Below are 22,021 nucleotides of genomic sequence, written 5' to 3' on the forward strand. Positions count from 1 at the left end.
GTCTTTCTCTGTCGATCTCTCTACGACAGACGTTTATAACGAAGCTTGCGATCCGGCGAACATCATCCGCCCGCAATGGACTGAGGTCATGAACAGCGTCAGCGAGATGGGCGTGGACGGGATGGAAAACCGTCTTCGTCAGGCCAGGCGTATTTTGCGCGATGATGGCGCAACCTATAACCTCAATGGCGATCCGCTGTCGCCGAACGTCTGGTCGCTGGACATCATTCCAAATCTGCTGGCGGAAGACGAGTGGTTAACCGTTGAACGCGGGCTGGCGCAGCGTTCGCTGCTTTTCGACCTGATGCTTAAAGATTTCTACGGCGAACAACGGCTGCTGAAAGAGGGAATTATCCCGTCAGAAATCGTGTTCTCTCACCCAGGCTTCCTGCGTCAGTGCCACGGTATACGTCTGCCGAGGGCGCACAATCTAATCTTCCACGCTGTCGATTTAGTTCGCAGCGGCGATGGACAGTTTGTGGCTATTGGCGATCGCACCCAGGCGCCGAGCGGCACCGGTTATGTTCTGGAAAACAGAATCGCAGTTTCTCGCGTGCTGCCGTCGCTGTTTCGCAACAGCAACGTCCGGCGGCTTTCCGGCTTCTTTCATGCACTACGGCATACGTTAGCCAGCCTCGCCAGCCACAAAACCGATACCCCGCGGATCGTGGTGCTGACGCCCGGTGCGTACAGCAGCACCTATTTTGAGCATGCTTACCTCGCGAACTATCTCGGTTTTCAGCTGGTACAGGGAGGCGATCTGACCGTGCGTAACGGCAGGGTATGGTTGAAATCCCTTAATGGCCTGTCGGAAGTCGATGTGATTTTGCGCCGTATGGATGATGCTTATTGCGACCAAACGGAACTACGCTCCGACTCACGACTGGGCGTGCCGGGACTGCTGGAAGTGGTACGCAGCGGTAACGTCGTGCTGGCAAACCCTCTGGGCTCGGGGGTTCTTGAAGCGCCGGCGTTACTGGCGTTTCTCGCAGAAATTAGTCAGTGTTTGCTTGGCGAACCGCTATTGATCCCGACGGTTAAGACCTGGTGGTGCGGCCGCGCTGAGGATCGCGATTTTGTGATCCGTAACCTTGAGCATCTGATAATCAAACCGTCCTGGCGTAGTTTTGATAGCAAAAGCATTTACGGCCATAGCCTGGATGACAGCAATCGGACGCTCATTATTCAGCAAATCATAGCCAACCCGCACAACTACGTGGCTCAGGTATATGTACCGGGCTCGCGCGTACCGGTCTGGGATAAGCAACAAATTGAGTATCGCCCCGGTATTTTCCGCGCGTTTACCGTTGCCGCCCCGGAGGGCTACTGCGTAATGCCCGGAACGCTATCACGGGTGGCTGAGTCCGCTGATGAATTTATTGTCAGCGATTTATCCGGCGCCCGCAGCAAAGATACGTGGATACTGGGGGAAAAACCCGACATCGCGCAGCAGCCGCTGACGGATTCCATTCCTCGTGATGAGGGAAATCTGCCCAGCCGCGTTATAGAGAACCTGTTCTGGTTTGGCCGCTATGCGGAACGCGCTGAAATGAGCCTGCGCGTGATTCGTACTCTTTTCAAACAACTTAACGGAGTTGAGTTGTTTATGCCTGAAAGCCGCGAAGTCCTGCTGGGGGCATTATTCTCGCTCACCGGCACGTTGCCTGAAAGAGACGCCATCGGCGACCAGAGTCATGAGCTTTCTTCGCTGGTTTGCGATGGTCAACGCGTCGGGTCCATTAAATTTAATATCCAAAGCATGCTGACATGCGGCGAGCAGGTAAAAGAGATGCTCTCGGCCGATACCCGAATTATTCTCAATGAGTTACGCGATTGCATCCGGACGGTGGAGGTAGCGTATCAGGATGGGCTGCCGGAACTGCCGGAAGAGTCACTGGATAACCTGGTCACCTCTTTACTGGCATTGTCCGGGCTAAATCATGAGAGCATGCTGCGCGGAATGGACTGGCGTTTTCAGGAGATTGGCCGCCGCGCCGAACGGGCGCGTCTAACCGCCATTTTGCTAAAACACACGTTGACCCGCGCTCTTCCTGGCCTGCAGCAACAGCAAATTTTAGAATCGGTACTGATGAGCGTGGAGGCATTGATCTCTTTCCGTCGCCGCTATCGAGGACGAATGAACATCATTTCCGGTCTGGATTTATTGATGCTGGACGGTAGCAACCCGCGTTCATTGATTTATCAGATCGATCGGCTGCGCAAATATCTGCTCGATCTGCCGCGACAGGAGGGTCAGACTTCCAGCCTGACGTCCGACATGCGTCCGATAATGAAATCACTGACTGATATTCAACTGGCCGAGCTGGACATGCTGGCGCAGGTCGATGAACAAACGGAGCTGCGGGGACAACTGGATGCGCTCATGACGCAGATAATCAGCCAGCTGGAGCAATTCACGACCTTGCTGAGCGACAAGTATTTCGATCACGCAGATGGACCGCAGCAGTTGATTAACGCGCAATGGAAGACCGACTTATGAAATATCGGGTACGTCATCTTACGGAGTACCAGTACAATTCCCCCGTGACGTTATGCTACAACATGACGCATCTTCTGCCGCGCGATACGGCTAATCAACGCTGTTTGCTACGCCGAATTACAGTCACCCCGATGCCCGTTTATCAGAGCGAGGGGAGTGATTATTTCGGCAATCTGACGTTTTATTTCTCGATTCAGGTTCCGCACGATACGCTAACCATTGAGATGGAAAGCTACTTTGATATCGACGAAACAAACCACGCCGACCTGCTATATAACCACCCGCTGACCTGCGGAGAGTATCGTCGATTGCTACATGAGTCTGGGACACCGGAGCTGCGGATGGCGAAAGAGTATGTGCTGGATTCCGAACTAATCCTCCGTTCCGAACGGCTGGCCAGCTATGCTGTCGATATTTTTCACGATAATGCCGGGGTAATTCAGGCGGCGATGGACTTTACGCATCGTATTTTTACGGAGTTCACTTTCGACCCGGTTGCGACCAGCGTCACTACGCCACCCGAGCAGGTGTTGCAGGAAAAGCGCGGCGTCTGTCAGGATTTCGCCCATCTGGCGATCGCCTGCCTGCGTTCCGTCGGGTTACCCGCGCGTTATATCAGCGGTTATATTGAAACGCTGCCGCCTGAGGGGCAGGAAAAATTAGCGGGGGCCGATGCGTCGCATGCGTGGTTTGCTATTTTTATCCCCGATTTAGGCTGGCTGGAATTTGATCCCACCAATGACCTCATGCCGCAGGGGCAGCACATCGTGACGGCATGGGGGAGAGACTACGCCGATGTCACCCCGTTACAGGGGGTTATTTTCGATGGTGGAGCAACGCTCGCCCTGCAGGTGGCGGTAGATGTGCAGCGCGAGTGCTCCCCTGATTGATCGTGATGCGATGAACGAACGCTTAAATACCCTCTCAACCTCGGCTGAGGGGTATTTAAGCTTGCGGCGTTCCTTGAGCGTTTAGTGAATAACCTGCGACAGAAACGCGCGGGTACGCTCTGATTTTGGATGGGCGAAAAACTCCTGCGGCGGGGCCTGTTCTACGATTTCGCCGCGGTCCATAAAGATAACCCGGTCAGCCACCGTGCGCGCAAAGCCCATTTCATGGGTGACGCAGAGCATCGTCATACCATCTTCCGCCAGGCCAATCATGGTATCGAGCACCTCTTTTACCATCTCCGGGTCCAGCGCCGAAGTGGGTTCATCAAACAGCATGATTTTGGGTTTCATGCACAGTGAACGGGCAATGGCCACGCGCTGCTGCTGACCACCGGACAGCTGTCCCGGGAATTTATGCGCATGTTCAGCAATACGTACTCGCTGCAGATAGTGCATTGCCAGCGCTTCCGCTTCCTTCACTGGCATCTTACGCACCCAGGTCGGCGCCAACGTACAGTTCTGTAAAACGGTCAGGTGAGGGAAAAGATTAAAGTGTTGAAATACCATGCCGACTTCAGTTCGCACGCGTTCTATATTGCGAACATCATCGTTGAGATGAATACCATCAACGACGATACGCCCCTGCTGGTGTTCTTCCAGGTGGTTGATGCAACGAATCGTGGTCGATTTACCCGAGCCTGAGGGCCCGCAGAGAACAATACGTTCGCGGGGCTTCACCTGCAGGTTAATATCTTTCAATACGTGGAACTGACCGTACCATTTGTTCACATTTTCGAGCGAAATCATCATTGCGTCAGCAGAATTAGTCATCGTGTGTGTCATGTAAAACCTCAGTGCGATTTACGCCCGGTGTGAAAGCGCTTTTCCAGATACTGGCTGTAGCGCGACATGCTAAAACAGAAAATCCAGTAGACGAGAGCGGCAAAAACGTAGCCCTCTGTCGACATGCCAAGCCAGGTGGGGTCAACCGTCGCCTGTTGTACGCTACTGAAAAGATCGAACAGGCCGATGATGATCACCAGGCTGGTGTCTTTAAACAAAGCGATGATGGTGTTGACCAGGCCGGGGATGGTGAGCTTGAGCGCCTGGGGAAGAATGACCAGAAACTGTGTTTTCCAGTAGCCCAGCGCCAGCGATTCAGCCGCTTCATATTGCCCTTTGGGCAGCGCCTGCAATCCACCGCGCACCACTTCCGCGATATAGGCCGACTGGAACAGAATAACCCCGACCAGCGCACGCACCAGCTTATCGATAGTGGTTCCTTCGGCCATAAACAGCGGCAGCATCACCGATGACATAAACAGCACGGTAATCAGCGGCACGCCTCGCCAGAACTCGATAAAAATCACCGACAGAGTGCGAACGACCGGCATCGTTGAGCGGCGTCCCAGCGCCAGCAAAATCCCCAACGGCAACGCCCCGGCAATCCCGACGGAGGCGATAATCAGCGTCAGCGTCAGACCTCCCCACTGGCGGGTCTCGACGCGTTCGAGGCCCAAAAAACCGCCGTACATCAGGACCCAGACGATGATGGGATAGGCCACCGCCCAACAGGCGATATAGCGGCCTCGGCGCGGCATTGATTTGATAAACATCGGGATGATGGACAACAGACCAATCACCAGCGCGAGGTTGATACGCCAGCGGAGTTCATGCGGATAGAGCCCATACATGAACTGGCCAAAGCGCGCATGGATAAACACCCAGCAGGCGCCTTCTTTGGTACAGTCGGCGCGAGTTGTACCCAGCCAGTTTGCCTTGAAGACCAGCCAGTTCAGCGCCGGGGGGATCACGGTCCAGATAATCCACAGACACAGCAGCGTCAGCAGCGTATTGAACCAGCTGGAGAACAGATGTTTACGTGCCCAGGCCCAGGCTTTACTCGCCGGGTTTGCTGGTGCCGGGGGTGTTTCATGTGTGGTAACAGACATAGTCATTCCGTTCTCTTAACGCTCAACCAGCGCGATTTTGCGGTTGTAGATATTCATCAGCAGCGAAATAACCAGACTGATGATCAGATAGACCGCCATGGTGATAGCAATGGTCTCGATCGCCTGACCGGTCTGATTCAGCACCGTACCGGCAAACAGCGAGACCATATCCGGATAGCCGATGGCCGCCGCCAGCGAGGAGTTTTTCACGATGTTGAGATACTGGCTGGTCAGCGGTGGAATGATGACCCGCATTGCCTGGGGAATGATCACCTGCCGCATGGTCACGGGATTCGGCAAACCTAGCGAACGGGCCGCTTCACTCTGTCCATGCGGGACCGACTGGATACCGGAGCGAATCACTTCAGCAATAAACGAAGACGTGTAGATCGACAGCGCCAGCGTCAGCGAAGCCAGCTCCGGGATCATGACGAATCCGCCACGGAAGTTAAATCCGCGAAGCTGCGGGACATCCCAGTGGGTGGCGGCGCCAAACAGCGTATGGGCTATCAGCGGGAAGACGATAATCATCGCGGCGGCTGTGGGCCAGGTCCGCCGCAGCTGACCGGTCTTCAGCTGGTGCTGGCGGTTGTAATGCCGTAACCCGATGCTGCCTGCGATCGCCAGCGCCAGGGCGATAACGAATGGCCAGCTGCCTGGCGCATAGGTGGGCCACGGGATGTAAAGGCCGCGGTTGCTGACAAACGCCAGATCGAATGCGCTTAATGCCTCGCGTGGGCCGGGGAGATTACGCAGAACGGCAAAATACCAGAAGAAGATCTGCAGCAACGGCGGGATGTTGCGGAACGTCTCGATATAAATGGTCGAGAGCCTGCGCAGCAGCCAGTTATCAGACAGACGGGCGAGGCCGATAAAGAAACCGAGAATGGAGGCGAAAACAATGCACAGCGCGGAAACCAGCAGAGTATTGGTTAACCCCACAAGGAAGACGCGCGCGTAAGTATCGCCTTCAGTGTAATCAATCAGATGCTGGACGATGCCGAAACCGGCACTACGTTCAAGAAAACCAAAACCGGATGTAATACCGCGATTGGCCAGGTTGATCACCGTGTTGTGGATCAGATATCCCACAACAGCAAACACGGCCACAATGGCGACTATCTGGTAAAGCCAGGCGCGAACCGTGGGATTACCGAACGAAAAATCCCTTTTTACGGTTGGGCGTTGAGACATGTTGAAACCTCAATGAAAAAAGCGCATTGGGTACCGCAGGGTGCGGTACCCGACTGGAAGGCAGATTAGCGTACCGGCGGTGCGTACTGGATGCCGCCCTGGTTCCAGAGCGCATTCTGGCCGCGCGCGATTTTCAGCGCGCTGTCTTTACCGACATTGCGGTCAAAGCTCTCCTGGTAGTTACCGACCTGTTTAATAATGTTGAACGCCCATTTATTGTCGAGCTTCAGGTCTTTGCCAAAGTCGCCTTCAGAACCCAGCAGGTGAGCCATGTCCGGGTTGGAGGGTTTTGCCGCCAGCTGATCGACGTTTTTCGAACTGATCCCCATTTCTTCAGCGTTCAGCATTGCGTACAGGGACCATTTAACGATAGTGAACCAGTCGTCATCGCCGCGGCGCACAACTGGCCCCAGAGGTTCTTTCGAAATAACTTCCGGCAGAACGATGAATTCATCCGGTTTGCCCAGCTTAATACGCAGCGCGTACAGCTGAGACTGATCGGAAGCCAGGGTGTCGCAGCGGCCGCTGTCGAGGGCCTTAGCCGATTCGTCAGAGCGGTCAAAGGTCACCGGCGTGTATTGCATTTTGTTGGCTTTGAAGTAATCGGCGACGTTCAGCTCGGTATCCGTACCTGCCTGGATACACACGGTGGCGCCATCCAGCTCTTTAGCGCTTTTGAGGCCAGCCTTTTGATGGGTCAGGAAGCCGATACCGTCATAATAGTTGACTCCCGCGAATAAGAACCCCATCCCGCCGTCGCGTGAAGAAGTCCAGGTGGTATTACGGGACAGAATGTCCACCTCACCTGATTGCAGGGCGGTAAAACGCTCTTTTGCCGTCAGCGGGGTGTATTTGACCTTGCTGGCATCGCCAAACACCGCCGCAGCAGTAGCGCGACAGACATCCACATCAATACCGGTGAATTTACCGTTCGCATCGGCGTAAGAGAAGCCCGGCAGACCATCACTGATACCGCATTGAACAAACCCTTTCTTCTTAATTGCATCCAAAGTGGTGCCAGCATGTGCTTGCTGCGCGACGGCGAACAGAGACGCCGCGGCGACCAGGGTGGAGAACATTATTTTTTTCATAAATCATCCTGTGTGGATAAATCGTGGTGTTATGTGGTTGTGTTGAGCACTGTACCGTGCGTTTTTTCCTGTGGCGGTCCGCCATTTCCGTTAAGGCAATTTTGATGCCATGTTTTCAGATCACTGAAATTTATAGGAAGAGTTCTTCATCATCTGAATCATCAAGAAAGTTACGGTTACTATTGAGCACTAAAAGGGAACAATACGAGTCATCGTGGGCAAAAATAGTGCAAAAGTTTCACGATAAGAAAGCAGCGGGCGTGGAGAAGAAGGGCGCATGCTGATGGGTTTGGCATTTAATGACGAAACGATTCACTCGCATACAGCCGCGGTCTCAAGGGATAGCAGGATGAGGGAAGGGGGACGAGTTGGGCAATATCACTGACGGGAGTGTGAGATTTACCGGTAAAATCTCACGGTATTAACTGCAACTATCGTTACCATCAAGCAGGTAACTGTTTCATTAGTTGCGAATGCAAACGTGGCAAAAGGAAACCCGTTAATGCTGAAAGCGCCAGGGTAATGTTTAATTCGTATTGGCAACGTTCAGCCCCGACTGGTAATAATTCAGGTAGTGGATCGCAGGTCTCCGACAAGTGCGTGAGTTCAAAGGACGGCACTGGAATTCGGTTTGGATTGTTTAGCCTGGCGTTGGCCATTGTAATAATATGCTTTGGCCTGATAAGTATTTTTCTGTTTTTACGCACTAGCGAGGGAGTGAATCTATGCCGGTACAAGTCGGGATCTATATTTTTGATAATGTTGAAGTCCTCGATTTTGCTGGACCTTATGAAGTCTTCACCTGTGCTTCCAGGGTTCATCGGGGAGAAAAACCACTGTTTAACGTCTTTACGGTAGGCGAAACCCTGGAGACCATACGTGCGCGAGCAGGACTGAAACTTACCCCTGAAGCCACGATAGATAATCATCCACCAATAGATTGCTTGATTATTCCTGGCGGGGTTGTCGATGCGGAGCTTGCAAAGAATAATGTAATTGACTGGATATACCAGCAATCGTTAAAAACGGTGATTACCTCTTCAGTGTGTACCGGCTCTTTTTTACTCGCTAAAGCGGGTATTTTGTCCGGTAAATCCGCCACCACGCATTGGGAGGATATTCCCGATTTCCGAATGATGTTTCCACAAGTCTTCGTAAAAGAAGAATTACGCTGGGTAGATGAGGGACCAATTGTAACCTCCGCCGGGATTTCAGCGGGTATTGATATGAGTCTACATTTAGTCGAACGCTTTTCTGATAGAGCGCTTGCGGAGCTTACCGCGAAACAGCTGGCATTTGACTGGACCGGGAATAAACCCACGATTTAGTTAATTCAATGAAACAGGAGACGCGGAGGGCAGCCTGTTTAGCATCATAGTATTGCGCGAACCACAGAAGAAATAAGGGTCAGGTTAGCGCGATCGTATGGTTCAACCTTTAACTGCGGTTATTTTCTTTTCCCGAAAATGGCGCGGCTCCTGACCTGCTCCCTTTTACAAGAAGGGAGCAGGGTCAACTCAGGAAAGGGCTTTAGCCCGGACGCGCTGCAGGCGGCGCAGCGTAATGGTACTGGCGCCAAGGTGGGCGTCTTTGATATGCAGAATAATCAACTCTACCGCTCGCTCCTCCAGCCGGCATTCTATAGCCTCCAGCAGTTCAGCATGCTCTTCATAGGTCTGCGCAATACGCGCCTCATACTCAAAATCGAGCCGGCGCATAATGCGGATCCTGTCGGTAATATTGGTCAGAATTGCCGTCAGTTCGCGATTGCCTGCGGCTTCCGTCAGGGCAATATGAAACTGCTCATCAAGTTCCAAAACTTTATCGCACTCTAATAGTCTCGCCTCAGGCGCGACGCACCAGACTGCTTTAAGTTCGGCGAGAACGGCCCGGTTCACTTTCGGCGAAGTTGAGTTGCACAGATGCCTGACCGTATTCGCTTCAATCAGCGCGCGCGTTTCGTACAGATCTTCATACGTATCGAAATCAATGGGAAATACCTCCCACCCGTTACGAACGCAGCGCCTGACCAGGTTTTCGTTTTGTAATATCAGCAGCGCTTCGCGCACAGGCGTACGCGAGCATCCAAGGCGACGGGCAATGTCCACCTCCGTGAACCGATCTCCTGGCAGAAGAACAAACTGGTAAATTTCCTGCCGCAGTCGAAGACAGACGCGCTCCGAATGCGGAAGAAGCTGTGTAGGTTCAGATGTCATTGCCGTTATTCCTGAAAAGTTCTGAGATTAGCTATGCTGGCGGATGAATCGTGCACGCCAGGGTTTTAAAACGCACAAGGCGAGAGCGGCGGTAACAAAATCCAGGCCAATTGCGCAACTGAAGACAACATGCCACCCCTGAGTGTATTGATACAAGAGCGCCGCAAGCGGGCCGCCGAAAATCGAACCGATGCCTTGCGAAATGTACAGCCAGCCATAGTTTGACGCGGCATTTTCGCTGCCAAAGGTGTCAGTCAGGGTCGACGGGAAGAGTGAAAAGATCTCTCCCCAGCCAAAGAACACTACACCAGACAATAGCACAAAGAGCATTGGATCTTCTCGACACGCCAGCCATAACGTCATGGCAACGCCCTCAAGCGCGAATGCGATGAACATGGTTTGCTCGCGGCCAAAACGGTCGGAGATAAAGCCAAATAGCGGGCGGGTCAGACCGTTAGTGAAACGATCAATCGTCAGAGCCAGTGGCAAAGCCGCCATACCAAATACCACCGCCTTACTGATGCCGAAATCCTCTGCGAAAACCGCCATCTGCGAGGTAACCATCAACCCGGAGGTGGACATCATCGCCATCATGGCGAACATCAGCCAGAACAGCGGCTGGCGCAGCATTTCGCGTGAGGTGAATTGCTTGCTGCTCTGCGCCAGCTTCTGGCTGACGGGGATCGACACCGTGTTCGGCGGCAGCCTCAGCCCCTGACTTGCCAGAAAACCTATAGCGGCAAAAATGATGCCGAAAACGGTCATCGTTTGTTCAAGACCGTAGCTGCCAAGCGACATTGAGATGGGGAAAGTGGTTAATACGGCGCCCATACCGTATCCGGCGGCCACCGAGCCTGCGGCGAATCCACGGTGCTGCGGGAACCATTTCACCATCAGGCCGACAACGCCGATGTAAACAATCCCGGTACCAAGCCCGCCCATACAGCCATAGATCAACCACAGCGCGGTCAGACCATGAATATGCGCTGAAAGTACCCAGCTCATCCCGGCCATTACGGTGCCGATCGAAATCAGCAGCCTGGGGCCGAATTTTTCAACCAGCCGCCCCTGAAACGGTGAAAAGAAAGTCTGCAGTATGATTAGCAGAGAAAAGGTGACCTGCAGTTCCGGTAATCCCACGCCCAGTTTCGCGGCTAACGGCTTCGTCAGCAGCGTCCAGACATATTGCGGACTTGAAATGGCAGCCATACAGATCAAACCAAGAACGAGCTGTCCCCATTTCCCATATTTAGGTGTGATAAAGGGTTCGCTGAGAGTAGTCATAATAATCTCCGATCGCAGTGTAAAATCATTCGGTAGAGGGCGCCCGTCAGGGGATATCGCCCGCCGTTGAAAAATGTCGAATAGAAAAAATGAGCGTTACCAGATCGCCACGCCGCCGTCGCTGCGCGGATCGCTACCCCCCTCAAGCATGCCGTTGCGGCGGCGGATGATGGCGCCGGCATGACCCATGATGTCGTCATAAGGGGGATAGATTTCGACGTCATGGCCGTAACGCCTGAGGATGTCGGTTGTCGCCGGGCTTAAGCGGCTCTCAATCTTGAGCGTGTCGCTGCTTTCGCCCCAGGTGCGGCCCAGCAGCCAGCGCGGCGCGGCTACCGCCGCCTGCGGAGACATGCCTTGATGAAGAATACGGTCGAAAACGGCGGCCATTGTCTGCGGCTGGCCGTCGCCGCCCATGCTGCCGTAAACCATCACGTCACCGTTTACCAGGCGCACCAGCGCCGGGTTGAGCGTATGGAATGGCAAACGACCTGGTTGAAGCGGGTTAGTCGCGGCGGGGTCAAGCGAAAAACTGCTGCACCGGTTCTGCCAGATAATGCCGCTGTCCGGCAGAATAACGGCGCTGCCGAATTCATGATAAATACTCTGGATATAGCTCACTGACGTACCGGAACTATCGACGACCCCCATCCAGATCGTGTCCGCCGGACCGCGGCCACCTTCCCACGCTCGCGTTCGATCGGCCGCGATTTGTTGGCTGAGCATTTCGATGTTTTCCGGCGCGAGCAGGGATTGTGGGTCGACTTTCATATGCGCCGGGTCGGTGATATGACGATCCCGCAAATCAAACGCTAGCTTGATCGCTTCCACGCACTGATGAATGAAATCAGCTTCGTCAACAATGGCGCCTTTTTTACGCTGATATTCGATGATCCCGGTGATAAGCAGCGAGACCAGTCCCTGGGACGGCGGGGGCAGGTTATAAACCGTGCCGGCATCTATTTCCAGCGCCAGCGGTTTGACCAGAGAAGCGCCGAAGCTATCCAGATCGCTGAATTGCAACAGGCAGCCGGCGGCGTTAAGTTCACTGGCAATAAGACGAGCGATATCACCGTGATAGAAATCATCCAGGCCGTTTATGGCCAGCTTTTCCAGCGTGTTGGCTAACGCAGGCTGGTGCAGCAATTCATCCGTGTTCAGCGCCTCGCCTGAGGGAGCGAATAGCGAGGTAAAGCCGGGGAATAACCGCAGCTGGTTTAGCCTGGATGCGATTTGCTGGTGCAGCCCATCACTGACCGGAACGCCATAACGAGCATAGTGAATAGCATCCTTCAGCAGACGGGATAACGGCAGGCGCGCTGGTTCAGTGAGGTTCTGTTCCGCCCATTCCAGCGCCAGGCTCCAACCTGCCACCGCCCCGGCCACGGTATTGGCGGCATGCGGACCCCGCGACGGAATTTGCTGAAAACCCGCCTTTTTATAAAAAGGGATATCAGCTTTTTGTGCCGCATATCCACATGCCTGAATCGCTACCGGCTCTTTACCCGGCGCCGAGATCAACCAGAAACCATCGCCGCCAATGCCGTTCATATGCGGATAGACAACGGCGATAGTGGCTGCGGCGGCAACCATCGCTTCAATAGCGTTGCCACCGTCTCTTAAAACAGCGACAGCGCTTTCTGCTGCCATCGCGTGCGGCGCAACAGCCATCCCCTGCGTGCATTTTACTGACTTCATCTGATTCATTGCATAACACCTTGTCGACATATGTGTATACACATGCCAATGCAACAAATAAGCCAATTATAAAATATAATTATAATCAACAAGTTAAACTGAAATCGAATGGAGGTGGCGGGTGGGATTTCGTCGTGCGGTGGCACTGCAAAGGTGCAAATGTCAGATCCAGGTGCGTTGCATATAAAAGAACCAGACAGGCGGGGCAGGGAAGAGGACTCCCGTTAAGTCGGGGCTCTTTTCGCCCATCCGGAGCGGTTTATCACCGCAGCCCGGCGATAGCGTGGTTGCTAAATCACTCTTTGCCTGGATTGATCGCCTTCGCTGACACCGGGTGAACCTTAGCGGGCGCAGGAGTGGGATGCTAAAAAAGAATGTAAAGAATGATCCGCGGCGATAAATAGCGGATCATTCTTTTCCCCGCCTTTTATATTCTCTCAACAGTTTGAATATGCCAGTTTCAGGAAAAATGCCCTGTGTCGGAAATGTGTTTTTCAACTTTGGATATGTGTTTTTCTTGTTTGTCTTTATAGACCCCGCAGCAATATAGTTTTAGTAAAGAAATAAATGCCAGTGTTGCGCATTTATCAGGGATAGCTCGCTGCGAAAATAAAATAATGATTGCTATTGATAAGATCAGTAAAAGTTTTACTGGCGAACAAATACTAAAAGAGGTTTCGCTTTCCATTAATACAGGGGAAGTTATCTGCATTATTGGTCCAAGCGGCTCGGGGAAAACGACATTATTGCGCACCTTAAATTTTCTGGAGCCTGCCGACAGTGGGAAAATAGAAATCGATGATGCGGTTGTTGACTGCGCGAAAGCCGGAAAAAAAGAGATTGAAAAAATACGCGCGAAAACCGCGATGGTCTTTCAATCCTGGAATTTGTTTCACAATCTCACCGCATTGCAAAATATTACCGAAGGCCTGATTTATGCGCAAAAACGCCCTCGTCAGGAGGCAGTGGCTGTAGCCGAGCGTCTGCTAAAACAGGTCGGGCTGTTGCATAAAAAAGACCATTACCCGAACAGCCTTTCTGGCGGGCAGAAACAGCGTATCGGCATTGCCCGTGCGCTGGCAATTAACCCGGCAGTGCTGTTACTGGATGAACCGACATCAGCACTGGACCCGGAAAAAGTAGGCGAAATCCTGACGCTGATTCAGAACATTGCCGCCAACGGGCAAACGATGATTATCGTGACTCATGAAATGGAGTTTGCCCGCCAGGTCGCCTCCAGGGTGGTGTTTATGGAAAACGGGGAGATCGTGGAGCAGGGGCCGCCTGAGCAAATTTTTGGCGCGGCGTTGCACACGAGGACCCAGGCGTTTCTTGCCCGATTACGTTACCACGCCTGAGGCCACGCTGATGAATCCACATCCGTTATTGAGTTCCGACGATCTGCTTTTCATTGTGCCGAAATTACTGGAAAACCTGCCGATCACGCTGGGTATTACGCTTGCATCTCTGCTGCTCGGCCTGGCGCTTGGCCTGCTGGCTGCGGTATTACAGTTTAGCCGTTCACCGGTGTTGAGTGTGTTTGCGAAAGCGTACACCGATGTGCTGCGCGGAGCGCCGCTGGCTCTGCTGATCCTGCTCTTTTTCTTCGGCGGAAAACTGATTCTCTCAGCGCTGGAACTACCGGCGTTACTGATTAGCGATATGACCTTTGCCATATTGTCTATTTCTGTTGGCATTAGCCCCTATTTTGCAGAAATGATGCGCTCGGCATGGAATGCCGTGGATCCAGGACAAAAAGAGGCCATACGCAGCCTGAATATTCCCTGGCATATTGGGATCGCGCGCATCATTTTCCCACAAGGACTCATTATCGCCATTCCGAATTTTGGCAATATTTTAATCAACCTCGTTAAGATGACGTCGCTGGTTAATATTATTGGCATTGTCGATATTTTTGGTCGGGCGCAGAAAATCTCGCAAAACAGCTATGGTACCAAGCAGGTTGCGGCATTTATTAGCGTCATCCTCATTTACTGGTTTCTTAACATAATTATCTTTTATCTCACTACCCGTATTGAGAAAAAGTATCAATATTTACTGGAGTAAAATACGACTATGTTTAGCATCGATTTTATCCGGGATAATTTCACCTTTATACTAAGTGCACTACCGATCACGTTGCTGATCACCATTTTATCGTTATTTTTTTCGACGCTATTAGGCGGCGTCCTGGCCTGGGTGGTCATTCGCGATGTGCCTTACGTGAAATATCTGGTTGCGGTGTTTATCTCTTTTGGGCGCTCCATCCCCATGCTGGTGATGCTCTATTTTATTTTTTATGTCTGGCCGTGGCTTGCCAGCGGGCTTTTTGGCGGTCCGCAGGAGACGCCGTTCAGCTACAAGCTCTCGCCTCTGGTCGCCGCGGTAGCTGCTTTTTCAGTGGTGTTCAGCGCGTACTTCGCAGAGACGTTTCGTTCGGCGTGGAATGCGGTGGAAAAAGGGCAACGAGAAGCTGCATGGTCGATTGGCCTGACCGGTTTTACCCAGTTTCGACGCATTATTTTGCCGCAGGCGGCGGTATCCGCTTTACCTAACTACACCAGCGTCCTGATTGACCTGATCAAGGATACGTCGCTGGTTTATACCATCACCGTGATCGATGTGATGGCAAAGGCGAATATCGCGGCGGCACGTGGTTTTCATTATGTGGAGGCCTATTGCATCGTCATGATTATTTATATTGCGCTCTGTCTGGTCCTTACCCGGATATTGCGACATATCGAGGCGTATCTCAGTAACCGGTGGAAAAGCCATGCACGAAAAGTGGTTCCATCTCACTCATTTTGGGGAAAGAAGTATGTTCAAAAATAAGGTGTTAATGATCGGTTCGTTGCTGTTAGCAATGCAGGTAGCGGTGGTTCAGGCGGTCGAAAAAAGCCCGAATGCAGAAACTGTTGAAGTGGTGGTGAATGCGAACGGGTTCCCGTTTAGCTTTGTGGATGATAATAACAATATTACCGGTTACGATGGTGAGTTATTAAAAGTCATTGACCAGAAGCTCGCCAACTATAAGTTCCATTTTAATGCGGTCTCTCGTGATGCGATGATCATCGGGTTATCCACCGGCGCGTATACTCTGGCGGCTGACCATTTTTATCTCACGAAAGAGCGTGCGGCACAATACGCGTACTCTGGCCAGCCTTCGGGCATCAGCGACCTGCGTTTAATTATACGTAACAATGAAAATGATATTCATACGCTGGGAGATCTGGCGAGCGGTAAGAAAAAACTGGTGCCGATCCATACGTCTGACGCACGCTATACCGTTATTGATAACTACAACAAAAAGCACCCAGGTCAGCAAATCAATCTGCAGCCGAACGGTGAGCAATCTGCGGCGGACATTTTCAAAGCCGTCGCCTCCGGAGAGTACGATGCGGCTATATATCCGATTGGCGCATTACTGGCGTTAAACAAAGCCCTGAATCTGAATCTGAAAGCCTCCGGGTCGGTCGGTTTGTTCCCCAACGTCTATTTATACAAAAAGAATGCCGACCCGAAACTGATTGAGGCCATCGACCACGAGCTTGAAGCCCTTAAAAAAGACGGCACGCTGGCCGCACTGTCTCGCAAGTGGTATGACGAAGATGTTTACGGTCTGCCGGGTGCGGAAAGCGTCAAAGTAAACACCGACTGGGAATAGTCGTTTAAGGGGAGTGCTGTCTGATGAATACAAAACAGCCCGCTTCGGCGCACAACGCGCCGACCCTGGACGACGAGGTTACTCTTGCGCTACGGGCTATCACCGAAAAGCGCGCCGCGACGCTTGGCTATTTACTTGATGAATCCCGGCTACGCAATCAGCCCGACGATTATGCGCGCGACGCTATCCGCCGTTATGGCCGTGATATCGGGCGTTCCGTACGCGCGAAGATGCGTTGTGACAACGATTTGCAGGAATTTGCTGCTGTGTTTACCCGTGGGCTGGAATCGCAGGTTTACGAAATGGAGACCGTATCGACCAGCCCGTCAGAGTTTATTGTGCTGTTCCATTATTGCCCTTACGTCAATTGCTGGCGTCAGCAGGGACGCGATGCCCGGCAGATTGAGACGCTGTGCGACATCTGCATGGAAGGGGATCATGCGTTAACCGATGCATTCGAGGGCATGCAGTTAGCGGTTGAGACCGCGCTGGCGCGGGGGGATGCCGCCTGCCGGCTGCGTTTCTACCAGACTCAGGAGGCTTAATGACAACACTAAAATGGGATCACGCCGTTCAGTTTGTGAACCAGCCGGACGAAGCGATTGCCGCGTTTGCCGGGCAGCAGCTCAGCGCGCTTGCCGGTGGGCGTCACCCTGGCTGGGGGACCTGGAATGCGCTCAGCTATTTCGGACTGACCTATATCGAATTTCTCGCCATCTACGATCGCGCCGAGCTGGCGTCGGCGCAGGCCGATTTTTTGCTCTCCCGTGACGCGGCGCAGCTGTTGCCGGAAAACCAGGCGCTGCATCGGGTGGCGCTGCGCACGGATGATATTGACCAGACGCATGCCGACCTGCGCAGCAAGGGGCTGAATGTCTCCCCGATTGTCGACGGCCGGCGTAACGATCCGCAGGGTAATACCATTAGCTGGCGTATTTTCACTATCGATGGGGATTTTAACGGTCTGCCGTATCCCTTTATTTTGCAATGGGGAGAGGGCGATAGCGCGCGGCTGGCGCGGCTACGTGCTCAGGGGCTCGACGGGCCACATCCCGCAGGCGAGGTAACGTTGCAGAGCGCTATTTTTGCGGTGCAAGACCCGCAGGCCGCGCGTGCGCACTGGCACGCGCTATTTGGGTTCAATGAACTGCCTGAGGGGCTGGCAGTGGGCCAACAGCGCTTTGTTTTTCTCCAGGGGCAGGCCAACCGCTTAGTCGAACTGGTCTTTAACGTCGCTGACCCGGCGCTGAAAGGCCAACGTTTTCGCGTAGGCAACGGCGAATATCGCTTTCAATAAGGAGTCACTGCGCATGGCAAATGTACATTTTATTGGTGCCGGACAAATGGCGGAGGCCATTATTCGAGCCTCGCTGGCGGCGGGGACGCTTCGCGCGGAAGAGATTTCGCTGGAGGATATCGATTCGGGTCGCATCGCAGCGCTCACTGAACGTTATGGCCTGGCGCAGGAGCAGCAGCGCGAGGATGTGTTGCGCGAGGCCGCCCTGGTGGTGCTGGGGATCCGCCCACAGGACGATTTATCGAGTGTGGCAGAGCGTATTCGGCCCCATCTTTCTGCCGCAACGACGGTGATCTCCCTGATTGCCGGGGTGACGCTGCACAAACTCGAAACCGTATTGGGGACGGGAAAACCCATTGCCCGGGTTATCCCTAATACGCTTACCGATACCGGATTTGGCTACAGCGGGGTGGTTCTGAACGCGCAGGCGATCCCCGAACAGGTGGAGCCTTTTCTGAGCGGTTTTGGCAAGGTGCTTTACCTGCCGGAACGGCTTATTGATATCTTTACCGGCTTCGGCGTCGCCGGGCCGAACTACATTTATTACTTTATCGAGTCGTTTACCGATGCGGGCGTGCTGGCCGGTCTGTCGCGTGCGCAGGCAGCTGAGGTGGTTCTGGAAAATCTGCAGGGGGCGATAGAGATGCTGCGCCTGAGCCAGAAACACCCGAGGCAGCTACTCGATATCAACAACTCCCCGGCAGGGGTCGGGATTCATGGGTTGTATGAGCTTAACAACAGCGATTTCGCTGCAGGCCTGCAACGCAGCGTGCTTGCGGCGGTGAAACGCACCCGTGAGTTGGGTGAGGCACAGTAAACGTTATCAGGAGCGATCGCTATGAAGAGAAAAAATACGCTATTCCTCGCCGGACTGCTCTGCGTGATGGGGACGTTGAGCACCTCTGCGGCCTGGTCGGTCACCCCTCAATCCCCCATAGCCTGGGGGGAACGTTGGAAAAATCTGCCGCGAACACCAGCGCCTGCCGCCGCGCTGAAACCGGCGTATGCCAGCGTAAACGGAATACAGCTCTATTACGCCACCACCGGAGAGGGAACGCCGGTGGTTTTGCTCCACGGCGGGCTGGCGAATTCCGATTACTGGGGTCAACAGGTTGCAGCGCTGGCGAAGCATCATAAGGTCATTGTGGTTGATAGTCGGGGCCATGGACGCAGCACGCGTGACGAGCGCCCTTACAGCTACGACCTGATGAGTGATGATGTGGTTGCGCTGCTCGATCATCTGAACATTAAGAAAGCGGATATTGTCGGCTGGAGCGATGGGGGAATTATTGGTATCGATTTGGCTATTCGCCACCCGACCAGAGTGAACCGCATTTTCTCCTTTGCCCCCAATACGAAAACCAGCGGCGTAAAACCTGATACCGAGAAAAACCCGGTCTTTGCCAGCTATATCGAACGGGCGGGCAATGAATATCGCAAGCTTTCAAAAACTCCCGACCAGTACGATGCCTTTGTCGATCAGATAAGCCATATGTGGGCAACACAGCCCAACTGGAGCGATGACGATCTCAAGAAAATCACGACCCCGGTACTGATTGTCGATGGAGACCATGACGAGGCCATTGTGCGGGAGCATCTGGAATATATTGCCAACACCATCCCGAATGCCGGATTGTTGATTTTACCAAACACCAGCCACTTCGCGTTTATTCAGGCGCCGAAAGAGTTCAACGAGGCCATCCTGAGCTTTATCGATTACAGGTGACGAGGCATGGAGCTGCAAAAATACGGTGCAGCAAAAGCAGACAGGTTGATAAAGAAACAGTGGAGAAGGGCGTGCGAAATTCATTCTGTTTTTTTGAATAACATCCACAAATTGTTTCGATTTTAATCACTCTATGGTCGTCTTATCATTTATCACATCGGGGCAACAGCGCCCAGTACTGAACAAATGACTTAAGGAATACGACCATGAAATCCATCAAAACTTTAGTTGTAGTTTCTGCTTTTTCCATGATGTCTTTCGGCGCTTTTGCCCAGAGCGTGACCGCCACGGCATCAACGATTGACAGCGCTGAAGCACAGATCGCCGCACAGGCAAAACAGAGCGGTACGTCGTACAAAATTACCGAGGCCAGCTTCAATAACGGCGTTCATATGACGGCGGAACTGACCAAATAATCGAGGGAACTGCCGGACTGATCGCCGTAAGAGTAAGACCGCAGGCGTTGTTCTTAAACTTATTAAAGCCCCTGAAGGGGCTTTTTTTGTCCTCAGAGCCCGGTTTTTATCATGAGACGTCTGAGCGTTTCCTTACCAATGACAATGCCGTGATTTTCAGCCAGCTTGTCTCGCGCCAGTGTGGGGCCAAAATCTGAGTAACGTTCCAGAATGATACTCAGCGCCAGTTAGGTCAGTGATTCGGGCAACAGGCGATTGAGCGATTACCAGCGCGGCCGCGACTGACTTTGGTTATTCATTCCAGGCGGCCCACATTGATGGTAGCGTTGCAGCAGTCGGTTGCAATGGCGCGGCGTGATACCGGAGCATTTTCGCTGCCTGACCAGGACGTGAGCTGCGATTGATAACATCGTGAAGTGAAGGATTTTGAGGCAGTTGATTTCTTTCACGGAGAAAACCTCGGCATCAGGTATATAGCCATAGAAAATGCCTCATCAGGAAAAGTGAGTCGTTGACCAGACATACAGGTTTGAAAACTATAGCCAGGTATTCCTATATAGATATAGAGAAAGAGAGTTACGCCAGTTAGCCACAAACAGACTTAGCATTGAGCCCCTACAACTTAGGTGCGCATAATGTATATTATGTTAAATTGACTGCGAAGGTTTATGACTTCACATACAGCATGCAGGCATTGATAAATAAATACGTTGATATTTCTGACTTCCCTCTCATTTCCTCCGAGTTCATTTTCTTCATGCCGTCGTTGTATCTCCTCAGATACCATATTGATCATCTGGTCCTCTGGCAGCAAAAGCATCGGGTCACGTTTTGCCGCAGCTTCTATTCATCTGGCCACAATCTGGAATTGCTATCGGGCAAATGCCCGAATTTTCACTGTATCTTGAAAACGGCCGTGTCATTCAGCCAAACCTGTTGCTATTTACTCATGTGCAGTTAAAGCATCCCTCACCTTTTCATTGTTTAAGAAGCCGGCCGTCCGCCGCTAGCGCGGCGGTTGACGACCCTTACGACAATTTGCTCGAGGCTCTGACCACCAGTTCCGGCATCTGCCCGCGGCTGCCGATCACGTTATGTCCGGCCAGCACTTCAAACAGTAGCGTGACGGCCTGACGGGCAACCTCATCGAGGTGCATGTTCACCGCCGTCAGCGGCGGCAAGGATTCCCGGGCGCGAATACCGTCATAACGGGTGGCTAAGCGCATCCGCTGCGGCATGGCGATCGCCGCATCGTGAAAAGCTCGCACGGCGCCGCTGGCAAAGGTATCAACCAGTACCAGGACGCCATTGATTTCGGGATGTTCCTGCAACATCTGACGCGCCGCCTGATAGCCAGCCGTTTCCCCTTCATGCTCATCAAGGTAATAGATCACCGGCGTCTGCCGCCCTTCGCACCAGTGGCGATAAGCGACCTCCGTTTCCAGCGCGGAGGTCCGCGGCGTATGCCCGACAAAGAGCGCGCAACAATCGGCGCCTTCTGTCTGCAGGTGGCTCAGCAACAGTTTCGCCGTCGCTTCCGAATGCAGATCCACCCACGGTACCGGCGTCGGTGTTCCAGGCGTGCGGCCAATAGTGATGCATGGGATCCCCGCCTGTTGCAGAGCCTGCAGCTGCGGATCGTTTTCGGCGGGTTCCAGCAGAATGGCGGCATCAAAGGTCACCATGTCCAGCGGGTTCTTCCCGGGCGGGACCAGGATCAGCGCATGCTGCTTCTCCAGCGCCATAATCGCCGCCGTAAGCGCGACCTCCATCATAAAACCCAGCTTCGATGCTCCGGAAGCGATGGTCAGCGGCAAGGAAGAAAGAAGCGCAATCGTGTTGGTTTTGCCGGTACGCAGCTGGCGGGCGCGAATATTCGGCGTGTAGTTCAGTGCCTGAATCGCCTCCTCAATACGTTGCCGGGTCTCAGGTTCGACAAAACGGGTGTGATGTAACGCATTAGACACGGTGCCAGGCGATACGCCGGCAAGGCGTGCAACATCAATGAGTCTGGCGCGTTTTTTATCTTGAGCAGTCATCTGGCTGGCGTTCCCTCCTGAGAATTTACGCTCAGGGTAGCACATTTCCAGGGT

General features: G+C 53.2%; 20 protein-coding genes. 12 read left to right on the plus strand and 8 right to left on the minus strand.

The features are described 5' to 3' along the window. Positions 1-88 precede the first annotated feature (88 nt). Positions 89-2,500 (plus strand): circularly permuted type 2 ATP-grasp protein, encoded by a 2,412-nt coding sequence (locus tag NWP14_RS04530; RefSeq protein WP_375214853.1) that lies wholly within the window; start codon positions 89-91, stop codon positions 2,498-2,500. Beyond that, positions 2,497-3,390 (plus strand): transglutaminase N-terminal domain-containing protein, encoded by an 894-nt coding sequence (locus tag NWP14_RS04535; RefSeq protein WP_375214854.1) that lies wholly within the window; start codon positions 2,497-2,499, stop codon positions 3,388-3,390. Before NWP14_RS04530 ends, NWP14_RS04535 begins: the two co-directional genes overlap by 4 nt. A gap of 81 nt (positions 3,391-3,471) precedes the next feature. Here NWP14_RS04535 and NWP14_RS04540 read toward each other — a convergent pair whose 3' ends face one another. From NWP14_RS04540 to NWP14_RS04555, 4 genes are all read right to left on the minus strand, one after another. Next, the gene (locus NWP14_RS04540) at positions 3,472-4,233 is read right to left on the minus strand and encodes an amino acid ABC transporter ATP-binding protein (protein WP_095103507.1); all 762 of its coding nucleotides are present in this window, start codon (positions 4,231-4,233) and stop codon (positions 3,472-3,474) included. A gap of 8 nt (positions 4,234-4,241) precedes the next feature. Next, positions 4,242-5,342, minus strand: a complete 1,101-nt coding sequence (locus tag NWP14_RS04545; protein WP_095103509.1) for an amino acid ABC transporter permease — start codon at positions 5,340-5,342, stop codon at positions 4,242-4,244. Between the two features lie 15 nt (positions 5,343-5,357). After that, entirely contained in the window at positions 5,358-6,536 is a 1,179-nt protein-coding gene (locus NWP14_RS04550) for an amino acid ABC transporter permease (RefSeq protein WP_331833769.1), read from the minus strand. 65 nt (positions 6,537-6,601) lie between these two features. Beyond that, positions 6,602-7,627, minus strand: coding sequence for an amino acid ABC transporter substrate-binding protein (locus NWP14_RS04555; protein ID WP_095103512.1), 1,026 nt, complete (start codon positions 7,625-7,627; stop codon positions 6,602-6,604). A 725-nt stretch (positions 7,628-8,352) separates the two neighbouring features. Here NWP14_RS04555 and NWP14_RS04560 point away from each other — a divergent pair. Continuing rightward, positions 8,353-8,955, plus strand: a complete 603-nt coding sequence (locus NWP14_RS04560) for a DJ-1/PfpI family protein (protein WP_375214855.1) — start codon at positions 8,353-8,355, stop codon at positions 8,953-8,955. Positions 8,956-9,144: 189 nt separating this feature from the next. On the opposite strand, the gene NWP14_RS04565 is transcribed toward NWP14_RS04560, so the two are convergent. The 3 genes from NWP14_RS04565 to NWP14_RS04575 all read right to left on the minus strand — a co-directional run bounded on the left by NWP14_RS04565 (position 9,145) and on the right by NWP14_RS04575 (position 12,825). Next, the gene (locus NWP14_RS04565) at positions 9,145-9,843 is read right to left on the minus strand and encodes a GntR family transcriptional regulator (RefSeq protein WP_095103515.1); all 699 of its coding nucleotides are present in this window, start codon (positions 9,841-9,843) and stop codon (positions 9,145-9,147) included. Positions 9,844-9,870: 27 nt separating this feature from the next. Further along, a complete protein-coding gene (gene oxlT, locus NWP14_RS04570) occupies positions 9,871-11,127 on the minus strand; it encodes an oxalate/formate MFS antiporter (protein ID WP_095103516.1) in 1,257 nt (418 codons plus the stop codon). A gap of 96 nt (positions 11,128-11,223) precedes the next feature. Next, the gene (locus NWP14_RS04575) at positions 11,224-12,825 is read right to left on the minus strand and encodes a gamma-glutamyltransferase (protein ID WP_331833773.1); all 1,602 of its coding nucleotides are present in this window, start codon (positions 12,823-12,825) and stop codon (positions 11,224-11,226) included. Between the two features lie 617 nt (positions 12,826-13,442). On the opposite strand from NWP14_RS04575, the gene NWP14_RS04580 reads away from it, so the two are divergent. The 9 genes from NWP14_RS04580 (at position 13,443) to NWP14_RS04620 (ending at position 19,928) form a co-directional block, all read left to right on the plus strand. Continuing rightward, entirely contained in the window at positions 13,443-14,183 is a 741-nt protein-coding gene (locus NWP14_RS04580) for an amino acid ABC transporter ATP-binding protein (protein ID WP_095103518.1), read from the plus strand. Between the two features lie 10 nt (positions 14,184-14,193). Continuing rightward, positions 14,194-14,892 (plus strand): ABC transporter permease subunit, encoded by a 699-nt coding sequence (locus NWP14_RS04585; RefSeq protein WP_095103594.1) that lies wholly within the window; start codon positions 14,194-14,196, stop codon positions 14,890-14,892. Between the two features lie 9 nt (positions 14,893-14,901). Then, entirely contained in the window at positions 14,902-15,657 is a 756-nt protein-coding gene (locus NWP14_RS04590; RefSeq protein ID WP_375214856.1) for an amino acid ABC transporter permease, read from the plus strand. Beyond that, positions 15,644-16,489, plus strand: coding sequence for a transporter substrate-binding domain-containing protein (locus NWP14_RS04595; protein WP_095103521.1), 846 nt, complete (start codon positions 15,644-15,646; stop codon positions 16,487-16,489). The genes NWP14_RS04590 and NWP14_RS04595 overlap by 14 nt, the downstream gene beginning before the upstream one ends. A gap of 23 nt (positions 16,490-16,512) precedes the next feature. Next, on the plus strand, positions 16,513-17,034 hold the full coding sequence (locus NWP14_RS04600) for an L-2-amino-thiazoline-4-carboxylic acid hydrolase (RefSeq protein ID WP_095103522.1): 522 nt from the start codon (positions 16,513-16,515) through the stop codon (positions 17,032-17,034). Further along, a complete protein-coding gene (locus tag NWP14_RS04605) occupies positions 17,034-17,786 on the plus strand; it encodes a VOC family protein (protein WP_375214857.1) in 753 nt (250 codons plus the stop codon). The genes NWP14_RS04600 and NWP14_RS04605 overlap by 1 nt, the downstream gene beginning before the upstream one ends. A gap of 13 nt (positions 17,787-17,799) precedes the next feature. Next, entirely contained in the window at positions 17,800-18,603 is an 804-nt protein-coding gene (locus NWP14_RS04610; protein WP_375214858.1) for a pyrroline-5-carboxylate reductase family protein, read from the plus strand. A gap of 21 nt (positions 18,604-18,624) precedes the next feature. Further along, positions 18,625-19,512 (plus strand): alpha/beta fold hydrolase, encoded by an 888-nt coding sequence (locus tag NWP14_RS04615; protein ID WP_375214859.1) that lies wholly within the window; start codon positions 18,625-18,627, stop codon positions 19,510-19,512. A 206-nt stretch (positions 19,513-19,718) separates the two neighbouring features. After that, positions 19,719-19,928, plus strand: a complete 210-nt coding sequence (locus NWP14_RS04620) for a YdgH/BhsA/McbA-like domain containing protein (protein ID WP_095103531.1) — start codon at positions 19,719-19,721, stop codon at positions 19,926-19,928. A 1,028-nt stretch (positions 19,929-20,956) separates the two neighbouring features. Here the strand turns inward: NWP14_RS04620 and NWP14_RS04625 are convergent. Then, entirely contained in the window at positions 20,957-21,967 is a 1,011-nt protein-coding gene (locus NWP14_RS04625; protein WP_346431484.1) for a substrate-binding domain-containing protein, read from the minus strand. Positions 21,968-22,021 lie beyond the last annotated feature (54 nt).

Origin of the sequence: Klebsiella sp. C349492, assembly GCF_042055345.1 — a bacterium.
GTDB lineage: Bacteria > Pseudomonadota > Gammaproteobacteria > Enterobacterales > Enterobacteriaceae > Klebsiella > Klebsiella scottii.